Below are 19,224 nucleotides of genomic sequence, written 5' to 3' on the forward strand. Positions count from 1 at the left end.
TCTTCAAATTAATCTTATTTTAGAATAAAATTTACAGCAATGTCCAATACCGAAGCGTTCAGAAACATTATAGAAGAAGGGTATCAATGTAAAGGAGATGCCATTATCGTAGGAGCAGCCATGCTTGATAATAGTCCACTCACCAATGCCCATGTTAAGATACCATTGAAAACCCTGAATCGCCACGGACTTATAGCCGGAGCAACCGGTACGGGGAAAACAAAATCACTGCAGGTACTCGCTGAACAACTTTCACAAAAAGGGATCCCTGTACTTCTTATGGACGTAAAAGGTGACCTGAGTGGATTGGCAGCTGCTGGAAAACCACATCCCAAGATCGATGAACGTATGAGTCATATCGGACTTGAATTTGAACCTAAAAAATTTCCTGTTGAAATTCTCAGTCTTTCGCAACAAAAAGGCGTTCGGTTAAGAGCTACAGTTTCCGAATTCGGACCGGTACTTCTCTCCCGTATCCTCGACCTGACAGAAACCCAACAAGGGATCGTTGCGGTAATTTTCAAATATTGCGACGACCAAAATCTACCCTTACTGGATCTTAAGGATTTTAAAAAACTATTGCAATACGCCACCGATGTAGGAAAAGATGAATTCCAGGAAAATTATGGCCGCATCTCAACTGCTTCCACCGGAGCGATTCTCAGAAAGATTATCGAACTTGAACAACAAGGAGCAGAACTATTTTTCGGCGAGCGTTCCTTTGAAGTAGAAGACCTTACCCGTATCGACGAAAACGGTATGGGAATGATCAATATTCTCAGACTTACCGATATCCAGGACCGACCAAAACTGTTCTCCACATTCATGCTGAGTCTCCTTGCCGAGATCTATGCCAAATTCCCTGAAAAAGGAGATAGTGAAAGACCCGAGCTCGTTCTTTTTATCGATGAAGCCCACCTGGTCTTTAATGAAGCATCCGACGCATTGCTCGATCAGATAAACAGCGTCATAAAACTTATACGTTCTAAAGGAATAGGAGTTTATTTTGTCACGCAGAACCCAAGTGATATACCGGATGATGTATTATCACAGCTCGGACTCAAAGTCCAGCACGCACTTCGAGCGTTTACTGCTAAAGACAGAAAAGATATTAAACTGACGGCACAAAACTATCCGCTTTCAGACTTCTATGATACTGCGGAAGTGCTAACTGCACTGGGAACAGGCGAAGCACTCATAACCGCTCTTGACGAGAAAGGAAGACCTACTCCCCTTGCCGCTACCCTTATGAGGGCACCGGAAAGCAGAATGGATATCCTATCTGCGGAAGAACTGGATATACTAATAAATAACTCGAAACTGATCGAACGTTATAACGAGGTCATCGACAGAGAAAGCGCCTATGAGATCCTTACAGAAAAGATCAAAGTAGCCCAGTCAGAAGAAATCCAGGAAAAAGCGCGTAAAGAACGTGATAAAATGAACAAAACTACCACCCGCAGAAGTACTCGGATGAATCCGATCGTCAAAGTGCTCACCAGTGCCACCTTCATCAGGGGAGTAATGGGAATACTCACCAAAGCGATGAAATAGCGAAATATATAGCAAGAGTACGTTGGTCGATCTTCTGACTTCGCTCAGACATTCACATCAGGTACTGGTCTAATTATATTCCGGCAAAGCAAAAATTTACATATATTCACCGGCAACATTAAACAACCGGCATACCGCTGCCCGAATATCAACCAATATTAGCACCAGACACTATGGTTTTTCTGAACACCCTGGATTACATTTTTATTTTCGGACTCTTCCTGATCATTCTATTTGTAGGAATCTATTTTTCACGTAAATCCGGTAAGGATTCATCGGAATATTTCCTTTCGGGAAGAAGCATGCCATGGTGGTTGCTCGGACTTTCCATGGTAGCAACAACCTTTTCCACAGATACACCAAACCTGGTTACGGATATCGTACGTTCGAATGGAGTTTCCGGAAACTGGGCCTGGTGGGCCTTCCTGATCACAGGGTTGCTGACAGTATTCGTATACGCAAAGCTTTGGAGGAAATCGCAGGTTTCTACGGATATCGAGTTCTATGAACTTCGATATGGAGGAAAACCGGCTAAATTTCTGAGAGGCTTTCGTGCAGTTTATTTGGGAATCCTGTTCAATGTACTCGCTATGGCCGGTGTAACACTTGCCGCCATTAAGATCGGACAGGTAATGTTGGGAGTATCCCCAATTACCGTGGTTGCTATCGCAGGAAGCATCACAATGGTATTCAGTGCAATCGGAGGTTTTAAAGGAGTAGTATATACTGACTTTCTTTTATTTTTCGTCGCTATGGCAGGGACCATCGGTGCCGCCTATTATTGTGTGAATCTACCTGAGGTTGGTGGACTTGAGAACTTATTTGCCAACCCTAATGTTAGTGATAAACTTTCCATATTACCTGATTTCAATGATAAAGAAGCCCTGATCACCCTCTTGATCATACCATTGGCAGTACAATGGTGGAGTTCCTGGTACCCGGGTGCTGAACCAGGTGGTGGTGGCTACATCGCTCAACGAATGCTTGCTGCCAAGAATGAAAATCATGCCATCGGAGCAACCTTCTTTTTCAATATTATGCACTATGCACTTCGCCCATGGCCGTGGATCCTGGTGGCACTAGCCTCCCTGATCATTTTCCCGGATCTGGAGAGCATAAAAACTGCTTTTCCTAATATATCTGCTGATAAGTTGGGGCAGGATCTTGCCTATTCAGCCATGTTGACTAAACTTCCAAACGGACTTCTCGGCATAGTGATGGCCTCACTTGCCGCTGCTTATATTTCAACGATTTCTACCCACCTCAACTGGGGTTCTTCCTATATTGTAAATGACTTTTACAAACAACAGATCAATAAGAATGCTTCCGAAAAGGAATTGGTGAACGTAGGTAGGATATCCACCGTAGTACTTATGATATTCAGTGCAGTTCTTGCTCTTGCCCTTACCAATGCAAAACAGTTATTCGACTATATTATCATGTTTGGAGCCGGAACGGGACTCATCTTTATCCTGAGATGGTTTTGGTGGCGTATCAATGCCTGGAGTGAGATCACCGCTATGTTTGCTTCCGGAATTATTTCGATCATCTTCAATCTACCAGCGATGGAAGGAGTTCTGTTTGATTATAATGTGATACAGACCGGAGCCTTACAGGAAGGCGTTTTCCCTGCCTGGGCCAAATTCCCGCTGATCGTATTGATCACAACGGTTATCTGGATCACCGTAACCTTCCTTACCAAACCTGAGAAAAAAGAAACGCTTTTTAAATTCTATAAACAAACCCAACCCGGTGGCCCCGGATGGAAAAAAATACTTACCCAGGCAGATGCCGAAGGAGTTGCCATCGTTTCCGATACCCGTAAATGGTCTGTTCCGTCAGGAATTGCCGCCATGTTCTGGGGATGTATCCTGATCTATTGCTGTATGTTCGCAACCGGATACTTTATCTATGGAGATCTGGAATGGGCAATACCGATGACAGTAATCGCTGTAATCTCAGCCTTTATTTTGTTGAGGATCTGGAAAAAGATCCGGGTTAACATCTTTTAAAGGAAGTTCTTGAGTATTTTTGGGCAAAGAAAAAATTAACCTGCCCATGTACCCAAATGAACATCGTGTGATAATGACGGGAATCCATTCAGGAAAGAAACGATTTATAGAAGAATTTCATCGTGGAAGATTACCTGAAACCTTAGCATACCTAACCGATAAAAAAGGTGCTTTCTTTTCCAATCAGGATCTGGATAAATTCATCGATGAAGAAGAATTACATGACCGGAAAATACTTACTGATGATCCGAAGACTCCTTTAAAGAACATGTCCGGAGGTGAGCAACGGCGTGCCCTACTCAATTATTTGCTTTCCCAAAAACCGGATTATCTGGTTCTTGATAACCCTTTTGACCACCTCGATAAGCTGGCGGTAAAAGATTTCAAAGAACGTTTACATCAGGTATCCTCTGAGGTAATCCTCATTATGCTGCTCAACAGAACCGGAGATATCCCGGCATTTATCAGTGTAAAACTATATTTACAGCAGGGAATTCCACGAACTGATCCTGCAGATGAACAACACCTGACTTTTGATAGTTCTGAAGGTATTCCTGCCCCTGTTCACCCGATTAAAAATGAAGAGGAAACTCTGGTGGATTTTCGTAATATCCATGTGTCTTATGGAGATCGTACCATTCTTGACAATATCAATTGGACTATAAAAAAAGGAGAATTCTGGCATTTGATGGGTGGAAACGGAACTGGAAAGACTACATTGATGAATATGGTCACCGGTGATAATCCTAAGGGCTTTGGACAGGAACTCTATATTTTCGGAAAACGGAAAGGAAGTGGTGAAAGCGTATGGGACCTTAAACGATCGATCGGAATCTTTACGCCCAAACTGACACAACGATTCAAAGGAAGACCCACGATATCCCAAATGATCACCGGTGGATTTCATGATTCGGTCGGTTTATACCAGGTTCCTTCAGAATTGGAAAAAGAGGTAACCCGAAAATGGGTAAAGCTCTTAGGTATGGAAAAAAAAGCTGATTCCTGTTTTCAGGATCTGGGCGAAGTTGAACAAAGACTGATCATGATCGCCAGAGCCATGGTAAAACATCCTCCCCTATTGATCCTGGATGAACCCACCACCGATCTGGATGATCAGGCAGCTGCCTTGGTTGTAAAACTCGTTAATGAATTTGCAAGACATAGTACTTCTGCCGTGGTCTATATTTCACACAGAGATGAAGAAGGTCTTCTTCCACAATTATCACTTGAACTAATGCCTTCAGAATCGGGTTCACAAGGTAAGATCACCGAACATAAAAATATTCGCACTTAGCTTAAGAACTCGTAACAATATTTAGGAAGGGACTTTTAGGGGAAGTTTGATTACCTTTATTCAGTGAATAATAATCAGGTTTATGGATAAAAAGTATGTGATACAATCGAACCCGTTTAAAGTACCTACCACGGATGGAAAAACCATTCTGGAACATTTCGGTTTGGCAAGTACAGGCGATAGCGGTTACAGCATAGCACACATGATCGCTCCACCGGATTGGAGTGAACCCTTCCAAACTCCGGAGTTTGAGGAGATCACTTTCGTGATCAAAGGACGGAAACAATTTACAATTGAAAACAAACGCTTTGTTCTCGGACCCGGAGAATCTATACGCATTTCCGGAAATACCAGAATACAATACGCCAATCCCTTTGAAGAACCATGTGAATATCTTTCTATTTGCATTCCCGCATTTTCCCCGGAAACAGTTCATAGAGAAACTGATTAACCTGTAAAATTAAAATGTTAAATGTTTGATTTTATGATTGTTATATCAAATATTTTTCTATCTTTATAAGACTGTATTCGGGGTGCTTTAAAAATTAAAAGCTGAGATTAAACCCGTCGTATTCGGTAGGTAATTCTAGCGAAAAAGATATGGTATCAAAGGGAATATAATGGAAACGTTGATATTCCCTTTGTTTCTTTAATACCTCCCCGTATTCAGATAACTTTACCGTAGTTTTCAATTTACTTTTTTTAAGTCACGCTGTTACATGGCGAAACAGTGAAGCAGTAAACCGTTTTCTGTTTAATTATGGTTATTTGTTACAATGTAACATGTTACGCTGTAATGCTTTCACCTGAAGATGACCGTTATCTGTTTTCTGTACTCTAAATTCATAAGTCATAACTCACGTTTCAAGTTCGGTGTATATTGTTCTGTATTTCAGATAAGCCACGGATACCAGAATAATCGTGCTGATCGCAATGATATACACAAAAGAAGGAATCGGCATGGGGTCTCCGGCAGCATAGCTATGCAATCCTGATAGAAAGTAGTTAACCCCAAAAGAAGTCATTACAATGGACCAAAATGCAAAAATACTCGCTGTATTCAAGATGAAATAACTATTCAGTTTAGGAACGAATCGCAGATGCAGGACAATAGCGTAAACGATAATACTGATAAGAGCCCAGGTTTCTTTCGGATCCCATGCCCAATATCTTCCCCAGGATTCATTTGCCCAGACACCACCGAGAAACGTTCCTACAGCAAGAACGAACAAACCTATGGTCATAGATATTTCATTGATATAGGTGAGTTCCTTTATCCGGGTATCGATCGCCTCCGATGAAACCGAGGTTCGTATCAAAAGAAGAATCATTACCATCAATCCGAGAATGGCCGATAAGGCCAGCGGCGCATAACTACTCACAATGGTAGCAACATGCACCTTGAGCCAATAAGACTTAAGTACCGGCATTAAATTCGTGATCTCAGGATTGATCCAATCAAGATAACTAACAAACATCAGGGTTCCGGAAAACAAAGTAGCGAGGGGTAAGGCAAAATCTGATTTCCTGAATACAATAAGGCCACACAGTAGTAATACCCAGCCTACAAAAACCAGCATTTCATATCCATTACTCCATGGAGCATGGCCCGAGACATACCATCTAAGAATCAGGTTTCCCGTAAATACAATGAAACTGATCAGAATTAGAATAACTGATAGATTCCACAGTATACGCACCCATTTCGGATTATGAAAAATGCGGTAAACCGCCAACAGAAGAATACTGAAACCCAGAGTAAATAAGATCTGGAACATCCAGAAATTCACATTCATTTCATTATACCATAATTCCGCATTGACCCTTTCTTCCCCGGGAATGATGTTTTCCGCCAGCACCTTCTGATAAGTACTGATGTAACCAACCTTTTCATAGGCATCGGCCCAGGCACCCCGGTTTATATCATCATAAAGCGCCGGAATAATATTCTTTGCAAAATTCCCATCCTCCCGCGGAAAGTCATGAAAATCATAATTATACGAATACCAAGTATCCTGATCATCGTTACGGTTTGGGAATATCTTCAGATAATTACCACTGATAAGATTGAAGAATATATTAAATCGTTCGTCGACCTTCAACACTTCCTTATCAGTCTCATTTCTTTGGGCAGGATTTTTCCTGTTGGCATTCTCAACAGCTACCGATAACAGATAATCTCCATTTTCCGCGAGCAGATCATTGAATGCAACTTTATCAGAATCAAAAGCATTTGGCAGTTCGATATTATTCAGAAGTTCAGGATCTATCTTCAGAACAGGCTGCTCTCTCCAGTAATTTGGAAACAGCATCATCGATAAAAAAACCTGATCGGAAGATAATTTGATCTCTTCTTTCTTGTAATAGGTCTTTCGGGAAATCTTCCTCAAGAATTCCGAACTCAGCGTATTGACCGGTTTAATCCTGCCATCGAGATCCTGAACTAACAATCGTCCGAAATAAGTAGCTAACTGGGGTTCAACCGGAGGAATTTCCTGAGCCGTATTCTGAGCAGGGAGTACCCAAGTCGCCAGTAAAATAAGTCCCACCGCCATATCAGTGTGCTTCTTTTTAAGATTCTTCAATTTACGATTGATCTGACTATATCTTGAATTCCTGCCAAAAAGTGTGAAGAACATACCCAATCCCATCAACATATAACCACAATAGGTGACATAAGTACCCGGGCGGTCTTTATTCACAGAAAGTACCGTACCGCGTTCATCGGTATCATAACTTGCCTGATAAAACCTGTATCCTTCATGATCAAGTACATGATTCATGAATATTCTAAAAGGTTCTCGATTGTCATTCTCAACGATCACTACGTCACTGGCATAGGATGAAGGACTCGTAGAGCCAGGATATCTTACCAATTCAAAATCTTCGAGATACAGAGCAAAAGGTAAGGGTATTGCTTCCGCTCCATACGAAATATCAATGCTCACCCCATTTATCTCAACACTATGACTTGTCGGTATATGTCCATCTCTGTACAAAACGCTCAAGGTTTGTTCTGATTCACCGCTAATCACACGGAATCTCAGAATATCATCTTTGGCTGCATCGTTATCTCCTGGTTTTTCACTGCTGCTTTCAAAAGATATTTTTCCCTTTTGATGATAGGCAAGCGGGACAAAGGCAACATCATTCCAACGAAATAAAGTGCGTAATTCAAAGGGCTGAATACTATCGGTCGTCAGCACTCCTCCCTCTTGTCTTGACATTACAAAAAAATTGAGTGGTTCAGGACTTCCTATTTTAAATTCACCTTCTTCTTCATATATCGAGATCAGTTTATCTCCATAAGTCTCAAACCCCACTTTCAAAGAGTCCTTTCCAATGATCTCCACCTCGCCTTGCTTTAAAATCAGATTTTGTCGGCCTTCTCCTTCGGTAACAACCAGTTCGAGTAATGGTTCTCCATCCGGCTGATCATCCAGAATCTGTAGCGATGCATCAGGCACAAAAGAATCAAGGACGATCGCTACCGGTTTTCCATTGAATTCACCCTTCCAATGGAATTCGTTATCGCTGAGTGGAGAAAACGCGATTTCCGTGCTATAAGCCTGATGAGCTTCGCCGGAACTCAGATGAAATTTCAAATAGTTCTCGTTGGAAATTATTGTTGAGGAAGCATTGCCTTCGCGTATTCTCATCACACCACCGGTAGCGGTGTAACGGGTTATCCCGGCTCCAAGCAGTATCACAATAAAGGCAAGATGGAATAGTAGAATTGACCATTTTGATCTTTTATAAAGCCGATATCTGAATATATTGGCTATAAAGCTCAATCCTAGTCCGATCATAATCACTTCAAACCACCAGGAATCATAAATGATCTTCCAGGCGGTTGCCGTACCAAAGTCGTTCTCTACGAAGGTGGCAATTGCCATGCTTGCCGCAAAAGCAAGCAATAGGATAAGTGCCAGAACAGGAGAGGCAATGATTCGGAAAAGATTACGCATAACTCTAAAAAGTTCTTTAGTATTACAGGATCAAAAGGAGCAGTTCTTCAATTCGGTTTCCCTTTCAGTTATTAATTCGTGGTAGCGACTTCTTTAACTTCCATCTTGGCCTCGCGCTCTTTTGCAGCCTTTAACCATGCCGGAAGTAAGTTCTTTTTAAATTCTTCTTTCTCCTTCTCAAGAACTTCCATATCGAGACCGATAAACTCCTGAGCTTTCGCCTTTGTGGAAATATCCGGAACCGGAACCGGTTCATTAAATCCGAGCGAAGCTAAAGTTCTTGCAAGTTTAACTCTGGCTTCCTGGGCAATATCAAGAGCTCCTCCGATGACTCTGGAAATCTCTACCGGGGAATGGAAAGATCCACCATGAGCTGCAGCCGCATAATCCCATCGCCATTGTGCATGACGAATATCCATGAGAATAGGCTTCATTTGTTCTTCACTCGCTCCAAGATCCCAACACTTTTTAGCTTCTACATGTGCCTTAACCAACAGATTCTCCAACTTTAACCTGTTCTCGGCAACTTTCTGCTGACGTTCATAGACATTCGCCCTCAATTTTTCAGCCTCTTCCCTATGACATACCTGACAACTGTTGGCTACATTGTTTAGAGGAGACTGTATATGATGGTCGGTGAATTTTTGCCCTCCTTCACTCTTATATGGCATATGACAATCTGCACAAGAGACGCCCCGGTCTGCATGAACTCCGGTGAGATAGGTCTCATATCCCGGGTGTTGCGCTTTTAACATTGGTGTCTTACTCATGGAATGTGTCCAGTCAGAAAATTCGATATCATCATAATATTTTTCCATATCCTCAGCAGTCATTCCATCTTTCCAGGGAAATACGAGATAAGGAACTCCTTCTTTTCCGGGAAGGTCTTTATTGAAATAATATTCTACATGACATTGTGCACACACGAGCGAGCGCATTTCCTGGTGGGTAACTTTGGTAATATCTTTCCCCATCGCATCAAAAGCCTCTACTAATGCTGGCCTGCTTATCCTTAATTTCATAGAGGTGGCGTCATGACAATCTGCACAGCCGATTGGGTTCACGATCTCTTCTCCCTTATCTGCCCATTTACCGGAATAGAATTCTGCAATTCCAATCTCATTCATCAACCTGGGTACATCCGGACTTTTGCAAGTCCAACAGGTGGCTGGCATAGGACCGTCTCCAGGACCTTTAGGCCCTCCGGTTCTCAAGGTATTGTAGATATCCTGAACGGAATAGAAATGTCCTCTTCCCTGGTTATAATCCTTTGAAAATCCATACCCTGCCCACAAGACGACTAACATCGGATCTTCTTCCAGCATATCTCTCATTTCCGATCCACCCTGATAGGAAACAAAATCTGTTTCAGAGGTTTGAAGAAAGGACTGATATTGCTGTTGAAAGTTTTCTCCCCAAACTTCATTACGGGGTTCATTCTCATCGATTACCACTTGCGGTACATATTTATACTTCGCCTCATTCTTTCTGTTCAGAATACTGGATGCCAGTAAACCAAGCAGAAAAACGACAACTATAGTCACTATAAACAGCACTTTATTTTTCATACCCCTTTGTTTATTTTGTTGTTGCTTCTTTAATCCACTCAGGAATTACCATTTCTTCAGTATTGGTAGGTATAGGGGCAATATTATAGCGCACGGTTGAAAGTCCGTGAACTTTTCCATGAGGAACTTCGCGGTGACAACTCCAGCAAGTTCTTCCAGTTCGATCTTCTGTATGAGACGCCAGCCATCCTGCATATCGTGTCTCAGTCACCTGCTGAATATGACAGCGAACACAGTTCGCCTGTACTACTTTCTGAGACTCTTCCCTCATAAAAATCACTTCCGGCTCGGCACGAGCTGTAAAAACAGAAGCGTGATACAATCCATCCTTGGCCTTAAAAAAATACTTGTTCACCACATTGTTATGAGGGACGTGGCAATCATTGCAGGAAGCGCGCTCCCTATGCGAACTATGCATCCAACTGTTGTATACCGGTGTCATTACATGGCAATTCACACAAGCCAGAGGATCATCAGACATATAAGATATCACTTCAGATTCTTTTGCGGTAAACGCGGCTAACCCTATAAAGACAGCTAGAAGAAATACAGCAATGGTTCGCCACCGAGAATGCTTCGAAGGAAATATTTTGTCCAGAATACTCAAGTTGGTCTTTTTATAACGTTTATCTCAAATTTATAAATTTTAATCAATTAATTTACAACGAGTTACGGTTATTTATTTATTTTTAATACACAATCAACAACCACAAAGGCAACTTAATTCGAAATAATAATGACACGATATTTCTTATTGATCATCACGTTAGTATGCGTTGTATCGCAAATGAAAGGACAGGAATTTAAAATGGATCTGGATTTCAGGGATCGTTTTGAATACCGTCATGGGTTTTCCACTTTGTTCCCCGATGATGCTGATCCCGCAGCTTTCGTTAGACAAAGAGCACGATTGAATTTAGATTATCAGACCGAATGGCTTGAAGCCTATCTCAGTGTACAGGATATCAGCACCTGGGGAGATACACGGCAGATTCTGGCTGCAGACGACAATCATTCCTTTATGTTATTTCAGGCATGGGTAGGAATCTCCATTGGTCAAAACTGGGGGCTCAAAGCCGGACGTCAGGTGATCTCTTATGATAATCAGCGAATTCTAGGTGGACTCGATTGGGCTATGCAAGGTCGTTTCCATGATGCCTTACTCATCAAATATTTAAAGAACGATTTCCTATTCGACCTTGGTTTCGCCTTTAGTCAACAAAATGAACCCGTGATCGGAACAGGATACGACATTACAGGTTTCTTTACCTATAAGACAATGCAATATGGGTATTTCAAAAAAGTCTGGAATAAATCCGTTACAAGTTTTCTGTTCATGAATAATGGTTTCCAGGCCTATACAGGAGAAAATAACGATATTCCGGACGGGACCTATAATATGCAAACCACCGGAGTATTCTTTAATTTTCCGGCGGGTAACTTTTCATTCGAAGGAAATGTATATTATCAGTTTGGAAAAGCAAGTAAGAATACAGATCTGAGTGCCTACGACCTTGCTTTGGAGGTAGGATTCAAACCAGGTAGTACCCTCTTTGCCATTGGCTATGAAATGTTGAGTGGTACGGATCAAACCGGAGAATCAAAAAGCCATTCCTTTTTTCCTCTTTACGGTACGAATCATAAGTTCAATGGTTATATGGACTACTTCTACGTGGGTAACCATGCCAATAACGTAGGACTCAATGACCTTTATGGAAAGATCATGTTAAAACCAGGAGTCAACAATTCGCTGTTGATAAAAGCTCATTATTTTTCATCAAATGCCGAACTTACCGATGATGCCGACAAGTATTTGGGTACAGAGGTAGATGTGGTATTTACCCAGAAACTTATGAACAATGTAAATCTAAACGTGGGATACTCCCATATGTTTGCAGGTGACAGCATGAGTCTGATCAAGGGAGGAGCTCCTACTGATAATACCAATAATTGGTTCTACCTGCAACTCAATGTTGATCCCGTGCTTTTCACCCATACTTTTTAACCCGAAATTATCGTATTTAAATTGCTGGATAAGAAAATTCTATATTAACCGGAATAATTGGATTATTATTACGAATCGGTTAAACTATGAAAACGAATATCTCTTAAAGTTAGTTTACTCAAAAACTTTTTATAAGTTTACTTCGCTATTCAACCCGATTTCCAGCTAATGGACCTTACCCATTTCGATAGAAAACAGATCAGCCTTGTGCTTTCCGGAGGAGGAATCAAAGGAATGGCACATATTGGAATAATCAGGGCCCTGAATGAATTTGAAATAGTACCAAAATCAATTTCAGGGGTAAGTGCTGGAGCCTTAGTGGGAGCGCTTTATGCCAAAGGTCTGGCTCATGATGAAATGATCACTTTTTTCAAAGAGACCCCATTATTCAATTATAAATTGATGACCATCAATAAACCCGGGTTCTTTGACTCTGACAAGTATATGAACTTCTTGCTGGAATATTTTCCAGAGAACAGGTTTGCCGCTCTCGAAAAGAAATTATACATCACCACAACCAATCTGGAACTTGGTATTCCCGCCTATTTTGATTCCGGAGAGCTTTTGCTTCCGCTGGTAGCCTCTGCTGCCCTCCCTCCTGTTTTTAGTCCTGTTCTTATCGATGAACATCTTCATGCTGATGGTGGAATTATGAATAATTTCCCCAGTGAGCCCGTTTATGATAACGGATCCTTTCTGATAGGAAGTTATACGTCTGCAATGGGAGTCGTCAATGCAGGTTCCATCAAGAACTCAATTCAGGTGTCTCAACGTGCCAATCTATTGTTGATTCATGCCAATTCAATGGATAAGCTAATGAAAGTGGATCTGTTGTTTCGCCCTGAAGGATTAGATCAAATTGGAATTCTGGATAAAAAAGGGATCGATAAAGCCTACCTTCTCGGCTATGAATATGCATGTAAAAAAATTGAAAAACTCTTAGTAAGCTGATCTTTGATTGAACTTCATAAAGAATAGAAGATTCCAAGGGCGAAGACAATAGCAAGAGTATACCTTATTATTATTTCAAACAACAACCATTAAGGTTTACTAGAAAAATCACCGGACAAATAATCACTCCTGTCCTTAAAATCCAATTTCACCAAATCAGGGATATGTAGTATCTTCATGCTTTAATTAAAGCGAGAGCAGTATGAAAATAGTAACCTGGAATGTCAACGGTATCAGAGCGGTCATGTCAAAGGATTTTACAGAAACTGTAAAGCAAATAGATCCGGACATACTATGCTTACAGGAAACCAAAGCACAATGTCATGAAACAGAGAATGCTCTTGAACCCTTATCTTCCTATTATCAGGGCTGTTATAGCGCTGCCGAACGGAAAGGATATTCCGGAACTGCACTGCTTTCGAAATCACCCTATGAGAGTATTAGTGAAGGTATTCAAATCGAGGAGCACGACAATGAAGGCCGTACGCAGTGTGCCGATTTCGGCAGTTTCTATTTGGTTAACGTATATGTTCCTAATTCCGGACAAAATCTTGTTCGCCTCGATTACCGAAAGCAATGGGATGCCGATTTTTTAACATACCTGAAAGAACTCGAAAAAGATAAACCGGTGATCGCCTGTGGTGATTTCAATGTAGCCCATCAGCCAATAGATTTAAAGAACGACAAATCAAACTATAACAAAACTGCCGGATATACCCAGACCGAGATCGACGGGATGACCAACTTCCTCTCTAATGGCTTCGTGGATACTTTCCGACATTTTCATCCGGATACCGTCGCCTATACCTACTGGAGTTATCGATTCAGTGCCCGTAAAAAGAACATCGGTTGGCGACTGGATTATTTCCTGATCAGTGAAGCCTTAGTCGAAAAGGTAAATAAGATAGAGATTCTTTCAGAAGTGCTGGGTTCTGATCATTGTCCCGTACTACTCGATATAGAAATTTGATGTGTGATTAGTAGAAAGTTTTACGTGGTAAGTGTTGGATTATAATTTTAATTGCCAGTTTCAAAGCTCAATCAATTCATAATCCTTTATTGAAATGCCTCTAAGGATTGAAGCCGTATTCCGCCTAAATCGCTTTATCATAAATTTAAGTTATTTGACAATTCTTTAACCCCGTCAGATCTTGACATTCAAGGCCTAAGCATGTAACTTGCATCTTGTTTTCAGAATGTATAAAATGCTTTAGCCATGAAAAATTTAATGATTTGTATGTTGCTGGCCTCAGGATTTTTAGGAGGCTGTCAGGCACAACAAAAGGACCATGAAGCATTGGCCCAGAACTTCAGAAAATTTCAGAACGACACCATCAAACCGGAAGGTAAATGGACAGTGAACAAGGAAGTTGATGAGCATGGAAATATCATCAGATACGATTCTATATATACATGGTCTTCTTCCCGGGGATTTAATGGATTCAGTCAGGCTCAGATAGACAGTATTATGGGGTCCTACTCTTCTATTTTTGAACGTCACTTTTCTTCCATGGATGGCTCTCTGTTTGAAAATGATTCCATCATAAATGACTTTTTTGGCGATAATTTTTCCGGTCCGAATTCCGGAATGCCAAATTTCGATCAAATCCGTAATATGATGCAAAAAATGGAGGAACGTTTCATGAGAAACGCCCCGGGCAGACCTTTACTTCCTGCTGAACCAGACGAAAAACCAGAGAAGTTATAACCTGCTAAGGACTTTCTTTCACATTGATCAGGACCTCTGTGGATTCAGTAGCAGTGGAACTTATGTTTATTTTCAACGGACCTGAGGCATCCTTATCAAATTTCACGATCACCAATGCTTTTCCGTTGAAAGCCTTACGTTTCGTATCACGAAAGGAGGTCATATCGGTGGGGTCTCCATTATCGGTTGCCACGATACTTCCGGGACCTTGCAGTGTAAATGTGAGCAAATCACTTGCATCAGGTACGGTTCGCCCTTCTGTATCCGTGATACGAACTTCGATAAAGGCGATATCGACCCCATCAGCAGCTATGTGATCACGATCTACGGTCGTCTTAATACCGGAAGATTTACCTGTTGTAGCTATAGTCGTCTCGGCCCATTGTTCTCCATTTTTGTAAGAAACCGCACGAAGTATTCCCGGTTCATATACCACGTTATCCCATCGCAATCTGTATTGAAAAGGCTTCCTTGATCGTTTGCCCAATGACTTCTCGTTGAGAAATAATTCTACTTCGTCACCTGTGGTAAATACATGTACAGGAGTGATCTTACCGATACGGTCAGGCCAGTTCCAATGCGGTAATATATGGACCATGGGGAGGTTGGGACGCCATTTAGCCTGATAGAGATAAAACCTGTCTTTTTCAAACCCCGCCAGGTCTATGAGTCCGTAGTATGAACTTCTGGAACTGTAATAAGGCGTGGGCTCTCCAAGGTAATCCCAACCACTCCAGACAAACCCTCCTGCGACATAAGGATGTTTATCCAGCGAAGCAAATACTTTATCTGCAGAAGAACCGAAAGGAGCTGTGTAAAGTTCAAAGGCACTAACGTATTTATGAATCGGATCACCTCCGGTTGTATCACTGACAGGTGCACTTATTCCCGGGGTTACCGGAAAAATATACGTCCCTCGGCTACTGAGCGCAGCTGCATTTTCACTGCTGATTATCGTCTTATTCGGGAATTTTTTATGAAATGCAGGATATAAGGGTGCCGTATTGATTCCTTTGAGATGAGCATAAGCCGTAGCATTCCTGATTCCTTCTCCCTGATAGTTTAAATTGATCACCTCCATTTCTGCTGTGATTGGCATTTCCGGCTTTGCATAGTTAAACGAAGCGGAAGTTAGGCGATACGGATCTTCTTCATGTACAATCTTCCTGAGTCTTGCGGCAATTTTGGCTCCTGCTGAATCAGTATATTGTTCACCGACTTCATTCCCGGTACTCCATAATATTACAGATGGGGAATTACGATCGCGTCTTATCCAGGCTCTGACATCCTGTTCATGCCATTCCGGGAAAATAAGATGAAAATCCAGAGGGGTCTTCTTTCGCTCCCAGCCGTCATAGATCTCATCAATAACCAGAAAACCCATTCTGTCTGTAAGTTCGAGCAGTTCAGGTGCCGGAGGGTTGTGCGCCATACGAATGGCATTGGCTCCAAGCTCCTTCAATTTAAGGAGTTGCCGTTCAGCTGCTCTTTCATTGAAAGCGGCCCCTAATGCACCGAGATCATGGTGTTGATTCACCCCCTTCAAATAGATCTGCTCTCCATTGACGATCAATCCCTTTTCAGCATCAAAAATAATTTCGCGTATACCAAAGCTCGTGTGATAACGATCCGTCACTTTGCCGTTTGCAAATACCGTTGTAACCGCTGTATACCGATTAGGGGATTGATTTGGAGGCGGACCCCAAAGTTCTGGATTCTTCAATTCAGTTTCCAATCGGATCCGGTTTGAAGAGCCTTTCCGTAATATCAGCGTTGTATCCGGAAACTTCCCTTTTGACGCTCCTGAAGTATCTCCCATAGAATCGGCCTTAAAGATGCTGGTTTCTACACGTACTTCCTGATCGACCTTTGTCCTATTTTCAAGAGTTACCTCAAGTTCCAGTTTGGCCTGATCATCGATAATCGCTTTTGTGGTCAAATAGGTTCCCCAATGAGCTACTCTTATTTTTTCATCGATCGTCAACCATACATTACGATATAAACCTCCTCCGGGATACCAGCGCGAAGAATTGGGCGGATTATCCAGTCGAATTGCAAGTTGATTTTCACCTCCGAACTCGATATAAGGAGAAAGATCAACTCTCCAGGAAGAATAACCATAGGGCCATCCTCCGGCTAAATGACCGTTGATCCAGACCATAGCATAAGACATTGCCCCATCGATATCCAGAAAAACCGATCGTTCTGAAAGCGATGCGGGAATCTCCAGCTTTCTTCTGTACCACGCGATCCCGGGACTTGGCAATCTGCCCATCCCTCCACCTACTTCGGTATTTGGACCTTCCTGAAATGGTCCTCCTATCGCCCAGTCATGTGGAAGATCAACAGGTTCCCAGTCACTGTCATCAAAGTCAGTAAAGGTAAATTCAAAATCAATACCGGGATCTCCTTCCGGACGTTTATAATGTCGGGAGGTCTCCTTAATGAAGGGATTACCGGTAGGCATTATCCAGGGTTTTAATCCGCTAATCTCATCCTGATCAGTGCGGTATGCTTCTGTAGGTTTGGCATCTGCCGGTTTATCGTCATTTCTGTCAATGATTTCGGGACGAAGCTCATAATATAAAGTATCCGCCTCTTCATTTGCAGAATATTTAAAGAAGCGCCATCCCTCATTGATCCGGATCCTGGATTCCGATACCAACGGGGTATCCTCTTTTAATTGGGAACAGGATGCGAACAATGCGGTTATGAAAAGTAATTGTATCGGAATTATGCTAAATCTACGGTTCATCTCGGACAGATTACGGGTAAAAATTAATAATGCAATCGATTGCGTAAATTAAAAATATTTTATTATCATTCAAAAAATTACGTAAAGATAAATACCAAACCTAACTATTGGATGTCATGGAGTTACCTTTTTAAGGCATAATGCGAGATGCAAAATTCTCCTGACAAATCATCCGGAGTGTATCAGGAAAATTCTTATCTTTTCAGTAATTATGCTATCTTAGCAGCGCGACTAAACCGATTTAGGCGAACATATAACCGATATTCCCAGATGAGTAAGACCAGACCATCCTTAAAAGACATTGCAAAAGAATTGAATATCTCCGTAACCACTGTTTCGTTTGTATTGAATGGAAAGGGTCGGGAGAAGAAAATCTCTAAGGAGGTAATCGAACGGATCGAGAAGTATATAGAATCCATCAATTATAAACCAAACCCGATTGCCAGAAGTCTTAGAACCGGCCGTTCTGGTATTCTTGTATTCATGGTGGAAGATATCTCCAACTATTTCTTTGCAAAGCTCGCCCGTATCATGGAAGATCTCGGTTATAAACATGATTATAAAATGATCTTCTGTAGTACGGAGAACAATGATCGTCGCTCCAAAGAACTCATTCACCTCTTTCGGGAACGCCAGGTAGACGGATTCTTTCTGATTCCGAGCTCTGGTATCGAGAAAGAAGTGAAGAACCTCATCAGGCAACAAGTTCCAGTAGTACTATTCGACCGCTATTTTCCAGGACTGGAAACCAATCAGGTCATGATCGATAATGGTGATGCAGCCTTCAGTGCAACAGAACACCTGATAAATCAAGGGTATAAAAGTCCGGCTTTTATCACTACCGATGTAAAGCAAACACAAATGACCGAACGTTTAGAAGGATATGAAAAGGCTTTAAAAAAATATGGCCTTACTCCTAACATTCTGAAGATTCCCTTTAGCGAGATACATAGTGCAGCCGGAAAGGAGCTCATCGCAACGTTCCTTAGTAATAATCCGGAAACCGACAGTATGTTCTTCGCAACCAACTACCTTACCCAAAGCGGACTCGAAGTTATCAAGTATAAATTTCCCGGATGGCTTGATTCAAATGGCGTATTGACCTTTGATGACAACGACCTTTTTCGTATCAATACCCCTTCGATAACGGCGATCGCTCAACCGCTGGAGGAAATCGGAAAACATCTCATGTCTATGATGATGACGCTGGTGAACAGCAGTAAACCCTCCGAGGTAGCCATTCAACAACAATGCCTTAAGGCAGAGTTGATTCAACGAGAATCCACGCAACGCCATTAGGTCCAGAACTCGCAGAAGTTCAAGTGTTAATGTAGCAAATATTTTAGCATATCTTATCTAATATCGTATATTTGAAAAATTAACTAAATCGATTTATTAAACTTTGAATT

At 41.7% G+C, this 19,224-nt stretch carries 13 protein-coding genes; 9 read left to right on the top strand and 4 right to left on the bottom strand.

Going from position 1 to position 19,224, the window contains the following annotated elements:
* Window positions 1-39: 39 nt before the first annotated feature.
* From DMZ48_RS15335 to DMZ48_RS15350, 4 genes are all read left to right on the top strand, one after another.
* A complete protein-coding gene (locus DMZ48_RS15335) occupies window positions 40-1,554 on the top strand; it encodes a helicase HerA-like domain-containing protein (RefSeq protein WP_143956045.1) in 1,515 nt (504 codons plus the stop codon).
* 173 nt (window positions 1,555-1,727) lie between these two features.
* On the top strand, window positions 1,728-3,566 hold the full coding sequence (locus DMZ48_RS15340; protein ID WP_143956046.1) for a sodium:solute symporter family protein: 1,839 nt from the start codon (window positions 1,728-1,730) through the stop codon (window positions 3,564-3,566).
* A 46-nt stretch (window positions 3,567-3,612) separates the two neighbouring features.
* A complete protein-coding gene (locus tag DMZ48_RS15345; RefSeq protein WP_143956047.1) occupies window positions 3,613-4,860 on the top strand; it encodes an ATP-binding cassette domain-containing protein in 1,248 nt (415 codons plus the stop codon).
* Between the two features lie 82 nt (window positions 4,861-4,942).
* The gene (locus tag DMZ48_RS15350; RefSeq protein ID WP_143956048.1) at window positions 4,943-5,311 is read left to right on the top strand and encodes a cupin domain-containing protein; all 369 of its coding nucleotides are present in this window, start codon (window positions 4,943-4,945) and stop codon (window positions 5,309-5,311) included.
* Window positions 5,312-5,717: 406 nt separating this feature from the next.
* On the opposite strand, the gene DMZ48_RS15355 is transcribed toward DMZ48_RS15350, so the two are convergent.
* The 3 genes from DMZ48_RS15355 to nrfH form a co-directional block, all read right to left on the bottom strand.
* Complete coding sequence (locus tag DMZ48_RS15355) at window positions 5,718-8,828, bottom strand: cytochrome c biogenesis protein (protein ID WP_143956049.1); 3,111 nt, start codon at window positions 8,826-8,828, stop codon at window positions 5,718-5,720.
* Window positions 8,829-8,899: 71 nt separating this feature from the next.
* Window positions 8,900-10,396, bottom strand: coding sequence for an ammonia-forming cytochrome c nitrite reductase (gene nrfA, locus DMZ48_RS15360; protein ID WP_143956050.1), 1,497 nt, complete (start codon window positions 10,394-10,396; stop codon window positions 8,900-8,902).
* A gap of 10 nt (window positions 10,397-10,406) precedes the next feature.
* Entirely contained in the window at window positions 10,407-11,003 is a 597-nt protein-coding gene (gene nrfH, locus DMZ48_RS15365) for a cytochrome c nitrite reductase small subunit (RefSeq protein ID WP_143956051.1), read from the bottom strand.
* A gap of 129 nt (window positions 11,004-11,132) precedes the next feature.
* Here nrfH and DMZ48_RS15370 point away from each other — a divergent pair, with 129 nt between their 5' ends.
* The 4 genes from DMZ48_RS15370 (at window position 11,133) to DMZ48_RS15385 (ending at window position 15,060) form a co-directional block, all read left to right on the top strand.
* Window positions 11,133-12,401 (top strand): alginate export family protein, encoded by a 1,269-nt coding sequence (locus DMZ48_RS15370; RefSeq protein ID WP_143956052.1) that lies wholly within the window; start codon window positions 11,133-11,135, stop codon window positions 12,399-12,401.
* A gap of 168 nt (window positions 12,402-12,569) precedes the next feature.
* Window positions 12,570-13,352 carry a patatin-like phospholipase family protein gene (locus DMZ48_RS15375; protein WP_143956053.1) on the top strand — a complete coding sequence of 261 codons (783 nt, stop codon included), beginning with the start codon at window positions 12,570-12,572 and terminating at the stop codon, window positions 13,350-13,352.
* A 202-nt stretch (window positions 13,353-13,554) separates the two neighbouring features.
* Window positions 13,555-14,322: an exodeoxyribonuclease III gene (locus DMZ48_RS15380; RefSeq protein WP_143956054.1), complete on the top strand. Its 768-nt coding sequence runs from the start codon at window positions 13,555-13,557 to the stop codon at window positions 14,320-14,322.
* A gap of 246 nt (window positions 14,323-14,568) precedes the next feature.
* Entirely contained in the window at window positions 14,569-15,060 is a 492-nt protein-coding gene (locus tag DMZ48_RS15385; protein WP_143956055.1) for a hypothetical protein, read from the top strand.
* Between the two features lie 4 nt (window positions 15,061-15,064).
* Here DMZ48_RS15385 and galB read toward each other — a convergent pair whose 3' ends face one another.
* The gene (gene galB / locus DMZ48_RS15390) at window positions 15,065-17,815 is read right to left on the bottom strand and encodes a beta-galactosidase GalB (RefSeq protein ID WP_143956056.1); all 2,751 of its coding nucleotides are present in this window, start codon (window positions 17,813-17,815) and stop codon (window positions 15,065-15,067) included.
* Between the two features lie 270 nt (window positions 17,816-18,085).
* Between galB and DMZ48_RS15395 the strand changes: the two genes are divergently transcribed.
* Window positions 18,086-19,114, top strand: coding sequence for a LacI family DNA-binding transcriptional regulator (locus DMZ48_RS15395; RefSeq protein WP_143956057.1), 1,029 nt, complete (start codon window positions 18,086-18,088; stop codon window positions 19,112-19,114).
* The last annotated feature ends 110 nt before the right edge of the window (window positions 19,115-19,224 follow it).

Source organism: Robertkochia solimangrovi (assembly GCF_007279655.1).
Taxonomy (GTDB): Bacteria; Bacteroidota; Bacteroidia; order Flavobacteriales; family Flavobacteriaceae; genus Robertkochia; species Robertkochia solimangrovi.

Excerpts from the sequence above, each read along its gene's own strand:
- DMZ48_RS15335 (WP_143956045.1), top strand. The coding sequence starts at position 40 with ATGTCCAATACCGAAGCGTTCAGAAACATTATAGAAGAAGGGTATCAA.
- DMZ48_RS15340 (WP_143956046.1), top strand. The coding sequence starts at position 1,728 with ATGGTTTTTCTGAACACCCTGGATTACATTTTTATTTTCGGACTCTTC.
- DMZ48_RS15345 (WP_143956047.1), top strand. The coding sequence starts at position 3,613 with ATGTACCCAAATGAACATCGTGTGATAATGACGGGAATCCATTCAGGA.
- DMZ48_RS15350 (WP_143956048.1), top strand. The coding sequence starts at position 4,943 with ATGGATAAAAAGTATGTGATACAATCGAACCCGTTTAAAGTACCTACC.
- DMZ48_RS15355 (WP_143956049.1), bottom strand. The coding sequence starts at position 8,828 with ATGCGTAATCTTTTCCGAATCATTGCCTCTCCTGTTCTGGCACTTATC.
- nrfA (WP_143956050.1), bottom strand. The coding sequence starts at position 10,396 with ATGAAAAATAAAGTGCTGTTTATAGTGACTATAGTTGTCGTTTTTCTG.
- DMZ48_RS15370 (WP_143956052.1), top strand. The coding sequence starts at position 11,133 with ATGACACGATATTTCTTATTGATCATCACGTTAGTATGCGTTGTATCG.
- DMZ48_RS15375 (WP_143956053.1), top strand. The coding sequence starts at position 12,570 with ATGGACCTTACCCATTTCGATAGAAAACAGATCAGCCTTGTGCTTTCC.
- DMZ48_RS15380 (WP_143956054.1), top strand. The coding sequence starts at position 13,555 with ATGAAAATAGTAACCTGGAATGTCAACGGTATCAGAGCGGTCATGTCA.
- DMZ48_RS15385 (WP_143956055.1), top strand. The coding sequence starts at position 14,569 with ATGAAAAATTTAATGATTTGTATGTTGCTGGCCTCAGGATTTTTAGGA.
- galB (WP_143956056.1), bottom strand. The coding sequence starts at position 17,815 with ATGAACCGTAGATTTAGCATAATTCCGATACAATTACTTTTCATAACC.
- DMZ48_RS15395 (WP_143956057.1), top strand. The coding sequence starts at position 18,086 with ATGAGTAAGACCAGACCATCCTTAAAAGACATTGCAAAAGAATTGAAT.